14 protein-coding genes are annotated in these 16,489 nt (G+C 36.7%); 4 read left to right on the top strand and 10 right to left on the bottom strand.

What is annotated here, in order from left to right:
* Nucleotides 1-10 precede the first annotated feature (10 nt).
* The 8 genes from tssA to tagH all read right to left on the bottom strand — a co-directional run bounded on the left by tssA (nucleotide 11) and on the right by tagH (nucleotide 10,977).
* Nucleotides 11-1,126 carry a type VI secretion system protein TssA gene (gene tssA / locus PALI_RS17615; RefSeq protein ID WP_193156889.1) on the bottom strand — a complete coding sequence of 372 codons (1,116 nt, stop codon included), beginning with the start codon at nucleotides 1,124-1,126 and terminating at the stop codon, nucleotides 11-13.
* A 455-nt stretch (nucleotides 1,127-1,581) separates the two neighbouring features.
* Entirely contained in the window at nucleotides 1,582-2,379 is a 798-nt protein-coding gene (locus tag PALI_RS17610; protein WP_138584789.1) for a PP2C family protein-serine/threonine phosphatase, read from the bottom strand.
* A complete protein-coding gene (gene tagF / locus PALI_RS17605; RefSeq protein WP_193156888.1) occupies nucleotides 2,372-3,100 on the bottom strand; it encodes a type VI secretion system-associated protein TagF in 729 nt (242 codons plus the stop codon). The genes PALI_RS17610 and tagF overlap by 8 nt, the downstream gene beginning before the upstream one ends.
* Nucleotides 3,082-6,591 carry a type VI secretion system membrane subunit TssM gene (tssM, locus tag PALI_RS17600; RefSeq protein ID WP_193156887.1) on the bottom strand — a complete coding sequence of 1,170 codons (3,510 nt, stop codon included), beginning with the start codon at nucleotides 6,589-6,591 and terminating at the stop codon, nucleotides 3,082-3,084. Before tssM ends, tagF begins: the two co-directional genes overlap by 19 nt.
* Before the next feature lie 10 nt (nucleotides 6,592-6,601).
* Entirely contained in the window at nucleotides 6,602-7,882 is a 1,281-nt protein-coding gene (gene tssL / locus PALI_RS17595) for a type VI secretion system protein TssL, long form (RefSeq protein ID WP_138584787.1), read from the bottom strand.
* Between the two features lie 20 nt (nucleotides 7,883-7,902).
* Nucleotides 7,903-9,231, bottom strand: a complete 1,329-nt coding sequence (gene tssK / locus PALI_RS17590; protein ID WP_193156886.1) for a type VI secretion system baseplate subunit TssK — start codon at nucleotides 9,229-9,231, stop codon at nucleotides 7,903-7,905.
* Nucleotides 9,232-9,244: 13 nt separating this feature from the next.
* Nucleotides 9,245-9,709 (bottom strand): type VI secretion system lipoprotein TssJ, encoded by a 465-nt coding sequence (gene tssJ, locus PALI_RS17585; protein ID WP_077535543.1) that lies wholly within the window; start codon nucleotides 9,707-9,709, stop codon nucleotides 9,245-9,247.
* A gap of 14 nt (nucleotides 9,710-9,723) precedes the next feature.
* Nucleotides 9,724-10,977, bottom strand: a complete 1,254-nt coding sequence (gene tagH / locus PALI_RS17580; protein ID WP_193157038.1) for a type VI secretion system-associated FHA domain protein TagH — start codon at nucleotides 10,975-10,977, stop codon at nucleotides 9,724-9,726.
* A 538-nt stretch (nucleotides 10,978-11,515) separates the two neighbouring features.
* On the opposite strand from tagH, the gene PALI_RS17575 reads away from it, so the two are divergent.
* Complete coding sequence (locus PALI_RS17575) at nucleotides 11,516-13,486, top strand: serine/threonine-protein kinase (protein ID WP_193156885.1); 1,971 nt, start codon at nucleotides 11,516-11,518, stop codon at nucleotides 13,484-13,486.
* Between the two features lie 190 nt (nucleotides 13,487-13,676).
* Nucleotides 13,677-14,012: a PEGA domain-containing protein gene (locus tag PALI_RS17570; protein WP_138584784.1), complete on the top strand. Its 336-nt coding sequence runs from the start codon at nucleotides 13,677-13,679 to the stop codon at nucleotides 14,010-14,012.
* 158 nt (nucleotides 14,013-14,170) lie between these two features.
* On the opposite strand, the gene PALI_RS17565 is transcribed toward PALI_RS17570, so the two are convergent.
* Nucleotides 14,171-14,539 carry a DUF1294 domain-containing protein gene (locus PALI_RS17565; protein ID WP_138584783.1) on the bottom strand — a complete coding sequence of 123 codons (369 nt, stop codon included), beginning with the start codon at nucleotides 14,537-14,539 and terminating at the stop codon, nucleotides 14,171-14,173.
* A gap of 51 nt (nucleotides 14,540-14,590) precedes the next feature.
* Between PALI_RS17565 and PALI_RS17560 the strand changes: the two genes are divergently transcribed.
* Nucleotides 14,591-15,124 (top strand): hypothetical protein, encoded by a 534-nt coding sequence (locus tag PALI_RS17560; protein WP_138584782.1) that lies wholly within the window; start codon nucleotides 14,591-14,593, stop codon nucleotides 15,122-15,124.
* A gap of 62 nt (nucleotides 15,125-15,186) precedes the next feature.
* On the opposite strand, the gene PALI_RS17555 is transcribed toward PALI_RS17560, so the two are convergent.
* Complete coding sequence (locus tag PALI_RS17555) at nucleotides 15,187-15,729, bottom strand: carboxymuconolactone decarboxylase family protein (RefSeq protein WP_138584781.1); 543 nt, start codon at nucleotides 15,727-15,729, stop codon at nucleotides 15,187-15,189.
* 113 nt (nucleotides 15,730-15,842) lie between these two features.
* On the opposite strand from PALI_RS17555, the gene PALI_RS17550 reads away from it, so the two are divergent.
* Nucleotides 15,843-16,427 carry a TetR/AcrR family transcriptional regulator gene (locus PALI_RS17550; protein WP_193156884.1) on the top strand — a complete coding sequence of 195 codons (585 nt, stop codon included), beginning with the start codon at nucleotides 15,843-15,845 and terminating at the stop codon, nucleotides 16,425-16,427.
* Nucleotides 16,428-16,489 lie beyond the last annotated feature (62 nt).

The following is a 16,489-nucleotide window of genomic DNA, read 5'->3' as shown; positions in this document are numbered from 1 at the left end:
CTCCTTTTACCTATGTTTCAGTTTCGCTGATTTTAATGCCAGACAACTTAAAGTACCCAGTCCTAGCATCGCTATCTGTAATTAGTTCATTTAATAATTCAGGCAGCGATAATTCGCTCCATCGAATTACTTGTTCTATGGTGTACGACATTGGTGAGTGAGGCTCTGTATTTCTAAAAAACAGAGCGATCTCTTTCAATTTTTTTATCGCATTCTCTCTTGAATTTATCTCGTGATTATTCGCTTTTTCGACCACTGTTGCTGTCGATTCAACGTCATCATCTTTCAATTCAATTTCTTCTTCTTTATTATTTTCAGCAAGCGCTTTCTCAGCCGCTTCAAGCTTATCGGCTGCAACATGTTTCACAGCCGCAAGGCTGACTTCAAGTGCTTGCTTAATACTCGACGTTGGTTGGGGTTGCCCCGTTGCTTTATCCATTACGTCACTGAGTATTGAAAACTGCTCAATCGCTTTTTCTATATCTTGTTTAAGTGAAACAAAGAATTCTGTACTTGTCTCTGCTGCACTCTTTTCAATTAATTCAAAGTCAACTGAGCCCTGAGTAATCTTTTTTTCTCGTTTGTCGTCACTTAAGCGCGATACGTCATAACCTTGTTGATATTCCCAAAAAGAAAAAGAGTCGATACTTACGCTATCTGTAAGGTAGATGCTCTTGATAGGAATAATCAAAGTCCCTTCACCAGCGGCTCCATTTAAGCCAGCTAACGCCGATACTTTATCCGAAATTTCATCATCGTCATCCAATGTTGGATAAAGTGATTCAAAGTGACTGTCAATTAAATTATGTGCAACATTAAAACCAAATGCTAAACCTTTAAACCCGTAAATACGGCACATCGCCTCTATGAACCATGCTATATATTCAATGTCTTTACTTTCAGTTTTAATTGCTTTACTGCATTGCTCAAGCAAAGGTAACCAGTCACGAGATAAAGATGCAATACCTTGCTCATCAACTAAAGCATTTCTTTCAGCTGCTCTTAACTGGTTTCTTAAATCTTTTAAGGCATAATATGTGGACGTAGGAGAAACATCTGAGCGAGGATCAATGCCTGCAAACTCAGTATCTGAAATAGGGGAGATATATTCGTCTAATAAAAACATTCCGTCGTCCTAATAATTATCCATAAAACCCCAATAAAGCGAGGCGGATTTTATATTACATTCTTTATAAGAAATTACAAGCCTAGCCATACTAGCATTTATGTGCGGACTATTGCGAATACAAAAACAATCACGTACTAATTTACTATTTTTGCTGGTGTGAAAATGATTCAGTCAAACCATGTTCAGTTCCATTTATAGCGCCTATTTTAAAAAACTTTATGCCAGTAAACAAACTATTTAACCTCAAATCTGATTATTTAACCTGAACTCTGGTTAAAAGATTTACTAACGTATTGAATCATAGTGATATTTAAATTTATTTTCTCTAGCCAAAAATTTTCAGTGAAAACAAGGCGAATTTACGCGTCAATAGCGGGCCTATTGCAAGTAAATTCAACGCAGTTAGCGCTGAAAATAGCTGCTCGAGATAGATTTATTATCCAGAGTTCAGGTTATTTAGTAAATAAAGGGATTGTCGCTTCATCTTGAATATTAAAGGTTTCACTATGCTGATTACTTTTAGTCTCATCATATTTAACAATAATACACGTTACATTATCTCGAGCACCTCGCACTAAAGAGGAGTGCATTAAGGCCATTCCTGAGTCAATAATACTGCTTGGCTCTAATGATAAACATATTTCATCATCAGACAACTCGCCTGTTAGTCCATCAGAACAAAGTAAGAAAAGATCGCCCGTTTTAATGTCATTTTGAATAACATCAACGTTTACGTTTTCCATTACACCCACAGCTCGCGTTATTACATTCGATAGAGGGTGATCTTTAGCTTCCTCTACAGAAATAATCCCTTCATCAATTAAATCATTAACTTGGCTATGATCTCTTGATACTTGCGTAAGTACTCCATTGCGCAGCAAGTAAGCTCTGCTATCGCCTACCCACAAAATATAATACTTTCCATCTTTGACAAATAATGCTGTAACGGTACTACCCGCTGTTTTGTTTTCGAGATACTGAGAGCTGTAATCGTTTAGTTGTTTATTTGCCTCTTCTATCGCACTTACAATGTGAGAAACAGTTAAGTCTTTTAAGTCGCGCTCTTGTACTTTTGCTCTAATTACGTCAACAACTAACTGACTTGCAACCTCGCCGGCCTCATGTCCCCCCATTCCATCAGCCACAACCCATAAGTTATGGCTGTTTATCTCTACATGGGAATCTTCATTGAGCTGTCTTACAACACCTCGGTGAGTAATTGCGTAACTTGTATTAAAATTGCTAATCACTATTTTTTACCTGTGTGTAATTCCATTCCCAATGCTTCCATCTTCCATCTAACATTGCCGCAACTTGATTTATAGGAGGTAATGCTGAAGTTATCAGTACCATGGGCTTTATATTACAAGAGCCATGTGTCCACCAAACACTGTATTCACCATGCTTTTTATACAATAATGCATGCATCGCATCTTTCAAAACATCACTGCTCAGTTCTGTTCCTGAAAATTCAAAAGCTTCACCATCTTTATTTTTATCAACAGAGTGGGAGTAAGTCACTTGCTTGTTTTCACAAGCTGCGATTTTAATCGTTTTAGAGACCTCTTTTCGCCATGAAAAAAGATCGACCGAACCGTCTAAAACTTTTAAAACTACATCTTCATATTCAAGTGAAAAAACGCCTGAATTTAAGATATCAATAGGGTTATTGTCTGTAGTACTCAAAACCGTAAAAGGATAATGTCTGCCAACTGCATCCATACTTGGGAGCAATGTCCCCATAACGCCTTTATCACCCACTATATTTGGGCTCAAAGCAAAATGCCAAACAGGACCTGTTAAATAACTATCTTCCCATACATCCCCAAGTTGCTCTTTGCTAACAGCAATGGCTGCTTGCAGCCATTGCTCCCAATGCTTTGAGAAGTCTTTAGAGACATTATCTTGAACAAAGTCACCTAAACAAGGCACTTTGCCTAAGTAACCAATATTTATAATCGCGTCGGACATGAAAACTTCTCTACACTTGAATTCCAAAATGGGTGTCTAATTGACTTAGGCAAGAGCTCTACTTTTGCATTATTTCCCATTAATGAGAAATGCAGCTTTAGATCTTTACGTGTTTCACTTCTTTTTTCGCTAAGTTCATCAAGCATTCTATAAAGTGACCACTCACCTTGATAAGTCGTGTTAATAGAACGTCCACCACTTGGAGGAGTAAATACAACTCTTGTTTTACTTTGTCCTGAAGCGCCAGGCCAAATAAAGTTAGTTACTTTTAACGGGCCATGACGATACGTCATAGACTGGCCATCAATTTCTATCATTAAGCTAGATACGGTACGGTCAAGTTCAAGTGGGCGTAACCCAAATTCAATCCTTGGTGTATCACTACCACGGTCGAAAAATGCGGTTTGAATTTGGTAAGCGTGTTCAAACATTTTTAGTGCCTCATTACCAATACCAATATCTTTTTCGAACTTCCATGGACTTGAACTTATATCAACACTCGGTGCAACGTAACTATTAAAGAAAGAGTCAATTGTACCATTTGGGCCAAAAAAGCGAGTAAAGTCTTTCATGTTCACTTCTTTATCAGCTTGCGGTGCAAAAGGATACCTGCCAACAATTGCAGCGTTGTATTCTCTTAACACTTTACTCTTCCAAATTTCATTTAAGTGTCTGTTTGCACTATTTTTAGTGATATTGCTTGTATCTCGGCTTATGTCTAACAACCAGCTATTAAATGGGTACGGTAAATCACGACTCTGAAATTCTAATTGACGTATAAAGCTAGGCTTACTTTTACCGCTAATTTGATCTTTTATTGAATCTTTTAGCTGATCGCCTCGGTCAAGCTTGGTTAAATAGACATTAAGCTCTCTGAGGTTTTTTTGAATATTATCTAATTGTTGCGAGTCAATCCCTATCACCTCTTCAAAAGCCTCTTCAACTTGATGTCCCGGTAATTTAATATCAAACGTGGGGGCCTCATCAGGTAAAAACCGCTTGATCCGATTCGCCTTAGTTTGCAGTGCAATTTTAGCTGCATTACCGGCAACTTTACCTGCGACCTTCTGGTTTTCTGATACAGGTAATTTAGTTAATTGAACATTTTTTTGGACCGCTGCGATGATGTTCTTGATTGGGGCTTCAGATCCAGCGAGTACATCAGTAACATTAACCCCTTCAGCAGGCGAACTATACTGATTAAGACTCAAATCATCCAAAAATGACTGCCAATAATAAATATAATCTTGAAAGTAACGTTGCTCTAATTTTTTCTCAATTTCGTCTTTAGATATGTCATAAGTGCCCGATGCTTCTTCACCATAAACCCAGCTACTTGCCATTAAATTACCGAGCATTTTACTTTTTTCAACGTTGAAAATACCGTGAAAGCCGTTAAACGTGTACAAACCAGGTATACTTCTGGTGAGTTCCCCATTGTTACGAAAAGTAAACTTTTGAGCGCTTTCAAAACTAATAATGTCAGTGAGTCTAAACGGCGGAATACTGCTGTTAAGAAAATCAGCTTGAAGCCGTTGATATGCTCTCTCTGCTATCGGTAGCTTAGTTAGCTCATTACGAGCTGTACGCACAGCTTGATTATCGATGTCACTTTGAGTGATGCCTTTGTTTAGTAATGCAGAAATATGGCCCATTAACTCATCCCTGGTTTGCATATTTTTATCACCAGGTAAGTTTCTTTCTAAATAAGCATTAAACCACGCCGTAATATCTTCGCTTTCGAAGTACTCAGGCTGAAATAGCATTAAATAGCATTTTAATGTTTCATATAAATAGCTCAGATGCTCCGGGTGAGCTTCCATTTCTTTAATTAATGTATTGCCTACAAAAGGTTCTAGATACGTTTGCAAAGAGCGATCATAAGCGTTAACCGACGACTCTTTTATTTCGCTTAACTTATTAAAGCCAAACGATGACGACTCTTGTAACTCGCTTACAAGCGGCCCACTTGCGGGTAAATTTCTCAAAGCATTGAGTCTATCATTGAGAACAAGTAGGTTATTACGATCAAAAGAAGCCGAATCAAGTTCTTGATAGGTAACAATGGCTTCTTCTGTTGCAGAAATTAAATTACTGTTCCACGCAAAACTAAAGTACCAAGAAATTGAAAAGCCAAATAGTGCTAAGCAGGCAAAGGTAATGCTCACAATGCGTAACCATTTATTTTGCTTATCATGGTGTTTATTAGTGCTGGCTAAGTTCTGCTCAGGAAAAATAACACTTTCTAAAACATTTTTTATAAAAAAACTTTTTGACTGATTTATATGCTCAGATTTTCCTAAATTGCTATCACTTAAAAAGCTCGAAGGTGTACCTTCTTGGGTCGCACTTGTTAGGTAAACGCCCCTAAACATCGGCAATTCTTCATATGCGTTAGGTGTAAATATTTCCTTTAAAAATCCATCAGCAACACCTTGTAATACCCTAAGCTGCCTTGGAAATTCAAATATTTTAGCTCTTATTACTTCATTTCGCTCATTGATCAATCGACGATTTAGCATTTCCGTTAGTTTAGAAATCAACGAATGGAATTCTTTATTAAAAGCTTCAACTTGGGTGTCTTTTGCAAGGTCAAGTTCAAAGGTAACACCCCAAACTTGTTCACATTCTTCTTCACTTAATTCACCAAAAAATTCTCTAAACCCATCAATTAAATCTACTTTCGAAAAAATAACATAGACAGGGAAAGTCATTCCAAGTTGATTTTGAAGCTCTTGTAATCTTTGTTTTATTGCGCGAGCATGCAGATTTCTTTCGGTCTTGGTCTGGCTCATTAGCTCAGAAATACCCATGCTGATCATGACACCGTTGATAGGCCTAAGTGGGCGGTACTTTCGAAGTAAACCTAAAAAGCCTTCCCATGCTCGTGAGTCATGCTTTGCATGACTGTTTTGCGTTGTATACCTGCCAGCTGTATCTATCAGTACTGCTTTATTAGTAAACCACCAATCACAATTTCTAGTGCCACCTATGCCGTGCACTAAATCAACTCCCAACTTATCCTTAAGCGGATAATCTAATCCTGAGTTGTGTATTACTGTTGTTTTACCCGCACCAGGCGGGCCTATCATTATGTACCAAGGCAGCTGATAAATATTTTTGCCTTTAAATAACTTAACATCTTTAAGCAGATCAATCGCTTCGTTCATTCTTGTTTTTAACGTTGTGATCTCTTCGTTAACTTCACTGCTATTTGAATCATCACTGTCAATAAGCTCATCAGCCATTTTCTCGTCTCTTTTGCTTTGTTGCATAAGACGATAAATTTTTGATACAGAAAAAACGAGTAGCACTAGCAATATTGTTAACAATCTTGAGGCTATGCTTTCTAATGGAACGTAATCAGCAACAGCAATTAATGGACCGCCAAACCAGATCAATAATGATAGAGCAAGAAAACCTATAATTAATATCCCAGTGCGTGATGTAAGCGCGTATGTCATTTTTTTAATTTTTTGCGAGAAACTCATGTCAGCCCCATTAAAATAATAAATCGATTTCAATTCGTCGGTTTAATGACCGAGAAGCTGAATCTGAATTGCTGGCTATTGGCTCTGCAGCACCTTTACCTTCTGGCCATAAACGTCCACTAAGGTTTGTACTTTTAGCCATTGAATTAGCGACTTGTGTTGCCCTGGCTAAAGAAAGATGCCAATTAGAGGGGTATCTATCGGTATTAATAGGCGTGTCATCAGTATGACCCGTAATTAATATACGCCCTTTTGTCCCTTCTAAACTAAGCGCGAGTTTCTCAAGAATAGGCTGAAAAGAAGGCAGCAATTTTGAATCTCCTTGATTAAAAAGACTTTCACTATTAATCGAGATTCGAATACGATCATTACTTTTTTTAATTTCGACAATGCCCATTGTTATTTCAGTTTGTAATAACTGTTCTAAAACGAGTAATTGTTGGTCTTTTTTATCAATAGATACGTCATTTGCCAGAGGATGAATGACGGCAAGCTTTTCATTAACGGAAAAAACGGCATCATTGAGCCTCATGTTAATAAATAAATAAACAGTGAGCAGCACTAAACCTAACACAGAGAAAACGACCCAAAGTGGGACTTGATTTCTTAGTTCAACACCTGCAGCGACTCTGCTTTTCCAATTGGGGGATAATTTATTACTAACTGGGCCATCTAATTGATTTAAAAGATGATAAAGTTGAGAGCGATACTCTTCGACTTTATTATCTCCGCCTGTATCTAGTCTATATTTCCCTTTAAAACCTAAATTTAGGCAGTGGTATTGTAGCTCTAAAAACTGTTTGTTTTTTTCGGGTTGACCCAATGCATCATCAAGAAGAGTGTAAAAATATTCGCCACCAAACGTTTCTTTATGGAATGTTGACAATAAGCTTTCATCGGCCCATTCCATTGAACTCCACTTTGAATTTAATACCGATTCATCTAAGATTGCACACAAGCAGTAGCGAGAATTATTAATCACATTTTTAGGTAGATTTTGGCTTCGAACTTCAACTTCAAAGCGCTTTAGTGCTTCAACACAGCGATGCTTAAGTGCTGCTAAATTAGTCATCTCCTTTGACTGACTAATTGAGATAACTAATGAAAAACAATCTGTGGCAGCTTCTAAAAGAGGGTTTTTAAATATAGATACTTTAACATTGCTTGCTTGTCTAGCTGATGGTGGCTCTACCGACATTACGGTCTTATCAGCGTCATTGCTATCAGTATTGATACTTGGTGCATTTCGCCCCAATCTACCAGGGCGAGGTTTTATAATGGTTTCGTCCATTGAAACTCTTCCTTTAAAAGTTAAGTTCTAATAGCCCAAAGGCTTAATTGAAGTTCTGGGTAATTCCCTGATAAATGAATAGCTATTCCACCACTTGAGCGAAGTTTTTCCCAGTGCTCGCCATGCTTATTTAGCTCAAAGTAATGAAAGCCTGCATGATACGGAATTTGCCTAGGTGCGGTAGGTAAACTACTAATTGTTATTCCTGGAATTTGATTATTTACAAGATCACGAATTGTTTCAACACTGCCAATTTTTATTTGTGACGGGAGTATTTTACGTAATTCTTCATGTGGCACACTTGCTTTAATCGCAAGAACAAATTGAGCTGAATTAAGCACCGATTTGTCTTTTAAAGCACCAAATGAAATACCAAATTTACTTTGCTCCAGCTTAATTTCAGTCGCTGTTTGCTCTATTACATGACTTAATGACTGATATAAGAAATTAACGACTTCGCTAAATACTTGTCCTAAATTCTTGTGGTCGTATTTGGGAAGCTTAGGCACTCTTTTGTTGACCGTACTGAACGTAGACAATTCTCCTGCGAGCTCAATAAGCCGCGTATAAAATACATTTGGGTGGAGGTTATTGACTGTTAATAGGTTTTCAAATACCGCATCATACTTATTCAGCGTTTGTAGCATAATAAAGTCAGCGACAGACGTACTTCCGGCATAACCTTGGCATAGTCTAACGGCAATACTTTCTGCGCGTTGCTTAATCATTGAACCTATTTCACGTACTAATCCAACAAGAGGTTTACACTGCCCAACCTGCAATGAGGCTGGAATATATTTAGTGTCTAACTTTATTCTACCTTCACTACTTACATCTAAGATTTTTGCTAAAGGAAGTAAAATATAACCAGAGTGATCATCTGAGGATAACACCAACTTACTGAATGTTTTCGCAACTTGGATTATTTCTTGAGATTGAGAGCCAATTAAGTCATCACTTACAGACAAATCATGCAATTTGTAACGAGTGACTATATTTTCTTCAGGCGCTGAGATATTAATCCCGCTATTTTTAAACGCAGGTATAGCAAGATACACTATCTCATCATAGGCATCTTTGCCTACTACCAAAGGTTCTGGTAATGGGGTTGATTGAGGCATATCCAGCGGCAGTAGATCTGGAGTGATCGCAGATAATGCTTCAATAGCAAATTGACCTGAATTCAATAATTCAGTATCTATTGCTACTTCAAGTATTCCCCACGGATCGGCCAAATTCCCGCTACACACTTGCTTTATTACATTCGCAATATGTTTATCTGATTGCTGAAAGTGCTGTGGTCTTAAAAACATCCCTTCAGTCCACGCAACCCGAGTATTGTCACTCATTTACAAATCCTTTTTATTGCTCTCTCATGTATGTAGCAATTGCTTCCACATTAACATCTATGTCGTCATAACCAGTTGGATCGACCTCAATAACAGATCGCCATCTAGCTTGGTCTATATTTCTATACGCAACCACAACGCCTACATAACGAGTATTTTTGTTTAAACTCATTTTATATTTTTGCACTGAGTTTGGCTGTAATTCAAGTTCATCTTTTTTAATTAGGTCAGGTCCAAGTAATTTCTCAGGTGTATCATAAAGACTAAAGAAATCCTGCGTATCAAAGATAGTACGTGAACTAAGTTCAAAAATTTTCATAACTACCGGAGACGGTCTATCCGATGTATCCGGGTTTACGTTCTTGGATACATTAATAATTAAATCCGTTGAAGGCGGAACCAATTGATTAACAGTACTGCAACCGAGTACTAAAAATAGTAAACTAAAACTCATCAAATAGAGCTTAACTTTATACATTATTGCTTTCCTTTCTAGAGCGTTTCTTTAATTCTATCGTTATATGCTTTTAAGAAGTCATCTGACATCGCCATCGCACCTTTCGTATTCACTTCTTGCGATAAATCATCATGTAAACTTTCATATAGTTTCCAGCACTTGTAATCAATCTGCCCTGGTATAATCTTTAGTATATTGGCGTTATCATTTACTTGTTGACTTATATGCTGCGGAGAAACTTGCGCTAACATTCCTTTCAATACACCGTCAGCTCCTGCCAATAATGCATGTTCATGCCTGCGCGTATCAACAAAGCTTTCTTTTATTGATTCTTTAGAGGAAAGGAAGCTTGCACTATTTCTGATGAATAAATTCTGAATAACATCATCAACATCCGCAGAAAATTTTAAAGGGTTGTTTTGCTTAGTCTGAAACATCGTGTGATTTAAGCGAAGTTGGTTTTTTACATGCGCTCTTTGGCGCAGAGATTCCATAAGCTCGTTTAGTAATAAATTTAAACCTTGCCCCATTTCGAACCAATGTTCTTGTGTATTTAAAGCATCCTGCAATTCGGCTTTAACGCCTAATCCCTTTAAAAAAGCATCTGATAGCGCAGAGCCACTGCTCACAGTGGCCTTCGCTGATGATGGCTCTGGTGTGTGAACTTTAGCCGCTACATTTTGCTTTGGAGGTGTGGGTGCAATTTCAGGTTTTTGAGGTTCTTCAAAAACCGGCTTGTCTGCAACTAAAGAAGCAGGAGCCATAAGACTCGATAACTCATCCCAATCTTCAGGTATTTGATTATTACCGCCAGAGAAGCTTTCTTGTACCATATCAACAGCAGGCATAGATTCATCTAACAGAGATTCGTTTGTAAAGTGATGCGGTTGCGAAAATGACTCCGGCTTACTTCCCATAAAATCATCGCGGTGTTGAGACAAACCAGCATTGCTCGTAGCAGCGCCCTGCGGCTCAACTAACTTTACATCAATTTGAAAATCGCCAATAGTAAGTACATCTTTATCTGAAAGGCGTTGTCGATTACCTTGACCAAGCGGCGTCACACCAAAATTGACAAAAACACCGTTAGTAGAGTCGTCATAAACGTAAAATGCATCGTCTTCTTTTTCTATTCTTCCGTGCTTACTCGATATAATCTTTTCAGGATCGGGAAAGTGCCAGTCACATGTTTCAGAACGGCCAAAGGTGAGTACATTTTCTGTTGTCTTAGATGCTTCAATTTCAGGTGAGAGTCTATGATAACTAGTTATGTTTAGTATCAGTTCCATTTGATAAGTTAGTCCCATAAATCTTCAATTGCACTAGGATAAAGTACAAGAGAAACTATTGTCAACATTGAAATTAATATATGGACACTGTCTTGATCTTACTAATCTAAAAAATACGGGAAATATATAATTTATTAATGAAATAGTATTATAAAAATATGTTGTTAAAAAAACGCTGTGTATCGCTATTTTAAATTCTATTTATTAAAAACATCTTAATAAAAAAACACATTATGTAACGCTTTAGAAAATTATCATTCATAGCAACCAAAGTACTGCTCTGCTCTTTAAAATTCAAAGTACCCGCCAAGGTAGATCGTTAGATTTTTATAAAATATTACAAACATTAAATTAGTTACAAATTGAAAACAACATCGAAGCCACAAAGACGTGATTTAGATCTAAATATTAGGCAATTGAATCATTGCTATAGTGGGAGAATTTTGTAAAAATGGTGGACTGTATCAGAGGGAAAGTTGGTAAGAATAAAAAACTTACCTATGCGATTATTTACATTAACACAACAAAAGGACTTACGATGAGCAGTATCAATAGCTCAAGTGATAAAACTCAAATTGCTTCACTTGACTCTAATCTTAAAAGAACACCGCCAAAAAATAAAATTAATCTAATAGGTAAAAAAATATCAGGTCGTTATTTGATCGAAGAACTTATTGGTCAAGGCGGAATGTGTTATATCTATAGAGCTAGAGATACATTTTTAGAAAATGCGACTCGCTCAGAAGCATTTGTAGCAATCAAAATTTTACAAGAAGAGTTCTCTCACTCTGAAGAAGCAATTTCTCTTTTAAAAGACGAGACATCAAAAACACAGCAACTCTCTCACCCTAGTATTGTTAAAGTTTTTTCTGCTGATTCAGACGGTGACTTATATTACGTTACAATGGAGCTGATCGAAGGGGAGACCTTAGAGCAAATCATTAAACGAAATAAGCCTTCGGGTTTGGTGTTTAAAAAAGCCAAAATTATTTTAGAACAACTAGCCGATGCTTTAAATTATGCCCATTCAAAAGGCGTAATACATAACGATCTTAAACCTTCTAATATTATTTTTGACAGTAATGGTAATTTAAAAGTACTCGATTTTGGTATTGCTAAGCATAAAAGCATTGAAGATGCCTATGCAGTAAACAGTAATACCGAGCTAGGTGTAGTTGGTGGGTACACACCAACTTACGCCAGTCCTGAGCAGCTAAAAGGCGCTGATGCTACGCTCAGAGACGACGTGTTTTCATACGCGTGTATTGCCTTTGAATTACTTAGCAGTAAGCATCCATTTAATCGTGTTGCCGCTGACAAACTCCCTAAAGACACGACGGCTAAACGTCCTAAAAATTGCCCACTATGGTTATGGGGAAGTTTAAATAAAGCACTTTCATTAGAAACGTCGAAACGGCACGACTCTTTAGTGCCCATATCAAATAAACTTAAGTCTAATCTAAAGCCAACTATGGTATTCATCGCAGTATCAGCTGCTTTGATCCTCATCGCTGGTCAATTAAATTTATCCAATGGCAATAACATAAAACAGCTAGAAGCAAAGCTTGATAATGCTAATGCTATTAATCAACAAATAGAAACTTGGATGGCGTGGAATGGCCCAGCTATTTTGCAAAGATTAGGTGAAATACCTCCACAGTATAATGTGTTAAAACAAGGTCTGTTGAGAGTTAACCAAGACACTATATTGAAAAACTTTGCTGACCAAGCAAACGATAGCAGCAACAACTCAAGTAAATTTAAAAACTTTGATGAAATAATTGCTATATATTCTAATGCGCTTGAATATTATCCTGACTCAGAAACACTTTCTGTTCAACTTGAAAGTGTTCTTAGGGAGCGCCAATCTATAATTTTTGATATTACATCAAGGATTAACTTATTATTAGAACAATCACGTTATAACGAAATTGATAACAACAGTATTCCTCAGCTAATCAGCGATCTCAACGAAGTCGACAACACTTACGTATATCGCCCTTCACCTACACATTTTGAGAATTTTGAAGTTGCTTTAAACCAAGCCATTGAAGTAGACGACGTGGTATCTCAAAAAGCGTTATTAAATGTAGGTAAGGCTATATTTACTGATAAACAAAAAGCTGAAAGTCTATTTACCAATTTACTAAAAAGAGAGTCGGCAATTGATGCGTTAAGTTCGTATCAGACAAAATTAGATGCGGGAGAACAAGCCACTTACCCAACATCAGACGCTGTTGTGTTCTATCTGCCAAGATTTCAACGTTATGATGAAATGCTAGAAAATATAACCGATCATAAAGCACTATTAGCTTTTGAAGAGCAAGTAAATTTGGAATCAACTGGACTTCCAAGCGACTTTTCTCTTTTAGTTTCATTTCGAAAAGAGTTATCAAGACGTTATATTACAATGGCCAATGCATTGATGAAAAAAAGAATGTATAAAACGGCAGAGCAGTTAGTGGAAAGAAGTGAAGCTATCACTAAATCTTTGGATAATTTACTTTAAAATAAGCATATCAACTCGTAGAGTTATTGCTCTGCGAGTTACATAACGAAAGTGACAATAATTGAATAAGCAGTAGATACATATTAAACTATTGCTATTTTTTAAAACGAGAGTTAGGGACGACAAGTTGAATACTTCATTTACTCTTCCAAAATTTTCGAAACACTCAATACTTTTAAATGGACTATTTATGAAAAAACTAAGCGCATTTGCAGCCATCCTTTTATTAAGCGGTTGTTCAACAACTTCATCTGTTGATGAAACTGAGCAAGTAGTTAATGAAGTCGTTATGGATGTTGAAGAAGTTGTAGCGCCAATTTCATTAACAGTTATCGCTAACCCAGCCGATGCCCGTGTTCGCATTATGAATATTTCTCCTATCTACCAAGATGCAATTGAACTTGAAGAAGGAAAATACGATATTGAAGTAAGTAAAAAAGGATTTATTACTTACAGAGAATGGGTTGTTGTTGATAAAAAAACAGTAGTCACTGTTCAATTGCAAAAAGCGACGGCAGGCCAATAATCGCTGTAAACAATATAAATCTTTTTAGCTAATGTACTTTTCTATAAAAGTATATTAGCTTCTCTACTACCTAACCAAATATTCAACTCACAACCCTTTTATGTGTGATAACTCCGAGTACTTATAACGCCAATATGCACTCAATTAATGCATTAGTATTACAAGAGTGTTTTAAAATAATGGTTAGCATACCCCAAGATGCATATATTAATTAAAATACACAACCACAGCACAATAATAAAACGTTTTTTTTGCGACTTATGACGCAATAACTGTTGAGCTATTAATGCACCAGGCCATCCCCCGAAAAGCGCTATTAACTGCAATGTTCGCTCCGGTGTACGATTTACTTTTTTATATACCGATTGCTTAGCTTTGCGTTTATCCCACGCATATACTAAAAAGCTTAATGCGCTCAAAACGCTGATATAGATTGGTACATAAATTAGCGTGTAATTAAGCGTATAAGCTAGCCAAGTAAAAATGATAAAAAGGCTCGCTATCGTTATTAAAGTTTTCTTTATCAATTAATTATCACCTATACTAACTTTATAAAACTAAAAAAAGAGAGTGAAAGTATGACATATTTTAAAACGCTATTCTTAGCCTTATGCCTGTGTGTATTTACGTTTAGTTACGCAGATGAAAATAACCTAACTTTAGATAAACAACTAGCTGTATTTCAACCTTTTTTGGGTACTTGGCAAGCTAACTTTGAAGTAGCCCAAGGCGAAAAGCCAATTCAAGATGTAGGTAAGTGGGAACGAGCACTCAATGGTAAAGCTATTCGCACTGCACACTCTATTAATGAAGGTGAGTATGGCGGCGAATCTATGATTTTTTACGATAGCAAAAAAGAGTTACTCGTTTTTTATTACTTCACAACGGCAGGTTTTTACACTAAAGGCACATTAAAGGTGCTAAGCCCCACTCAATTTGTAGCCTATGAGGATGTAACGGGTAGTAAAGAAGGTATTACTAAAGTTAAATCTATGAGTGAACTAAAAGATGAAAAATTTATTGTATCGACCTCTTACTTAAAAAAAGGTGAGTGGACAAAGCCCGAACAACGTATTTATACACGTAGTACAAAAACGGTTAAATTTAAATAGCCGCAATTTATAGACACAAAAAAGGCAGCCTAGGCTGCCTTTTGTCATTTATAAAATCGTATTTATTTTACGTATTTTTTAAATGGTTCATCAACAGGCGTATCTGCAAGGTGGTTAGTGTAATTACTCATAACTTTTTGAGATAAGCCTACAATGATTTCAAGTAGTTGTTGCTTGCCATAACCTGCTGCAAAAAACTTTTCAATTTGCTCATCGCTGATCACACCGCGCTCACGTGTCATTGCTAATGTTGTTTCACGAAGTGTTTCAAGCTTAGAGTCCGCAAGGGGTGTTTGATTTACCAATGCATCAACAATATCTTGATCAACTTTCATTGAAGCTGCTATAGCGCTATGTGCAGGCACGCAGTAATGGCAGTTATGTTCAACATTAATTGACTGCCATACTACAGTAAGCTCTTGTGCATTAAACGATGTTTTTTGAAACAAGTCATGCAGCACTTGATACCCTTTAAGTAATGTTGGCGCTTCAGCCATTACTGCATGTAAGTTAGGGACCATACCAAATGCAGCTACTGAATCAGCCATTAGAGACTTTGACTCTTCAGGTGCATTTTCTGCTGTGTATAAAGTAAATTCTGACATGTTTAGCTCCAATAAATAATTAGGTTTAAGTAACTTCGAAACACATACTATTTGATTTTGAGCGACTGTTCAAGTTAAAATTGAGCAAGTGTTCAAATTAATTGAGAAATGACATGGCTAACAAAATAAAGTTTGAGCGTGAAACCGTTGTCCGACTTGCAAGTCAGCTATTTTGGGAGAAAGGTTTTCATGCAACCTCAACGCGCGATTTGCAAGAAGCAGTTAACATGCGCCCTGGCAGTATTTACGCTGCTTTTGGTTCAAAGGAAGGACTTTATATTGAATCTTTAAAAGACTACACAGTACAAATGCAAACCCAAATTAACGAGTGTTTATCTACTTCAGATAATATTCTTGATGGTTTACGCATTTTTGTTGAGGATGTAGTCACAAAAAAAGAAAATATACCCAGTGCAATTTGCATGTTGGTGAAGGCCAATTGCGAATTTTCCGAGAAAGACAGTCGCCTATATCAACTTAGTTTAGATTTAGCAGATAAATTTGAAAGCTATCTTTCAATTCTCTTTGAGCAAGCAATAGCAAATAATGAGCTGAGTAATAATATACCTGCACAAGATTATGCACGATTTTTTGAGGTTCAGTTTACTGGGCTACGCGGTTACTTTAATCGTCCAGGTGTTGAATCGCTAGCTCAACCTATGATTAATCAAATGTTCAAAATTATGAAGAGTTTATAAACTAACACCTCAATTATTTGCGTAAAAAATGGCAGTGACTTAATCACTGCTATTTATATTTA

The sequence above is a fragment of the Pseudoalteromonas aliena SW19 genome (assembly GCF_014905615.1).
GTDB classification, from domain to species: Bacteria; Pseudomonadota; Gammaproteobacteria; order Enterobacterales; family Alteromonadaceae; genus Pseudoalteromonas; species Pseudoalteromonas aliena.
This window is presented reverse-complemented; position numbering and strand designations above follow the sequence as displayed.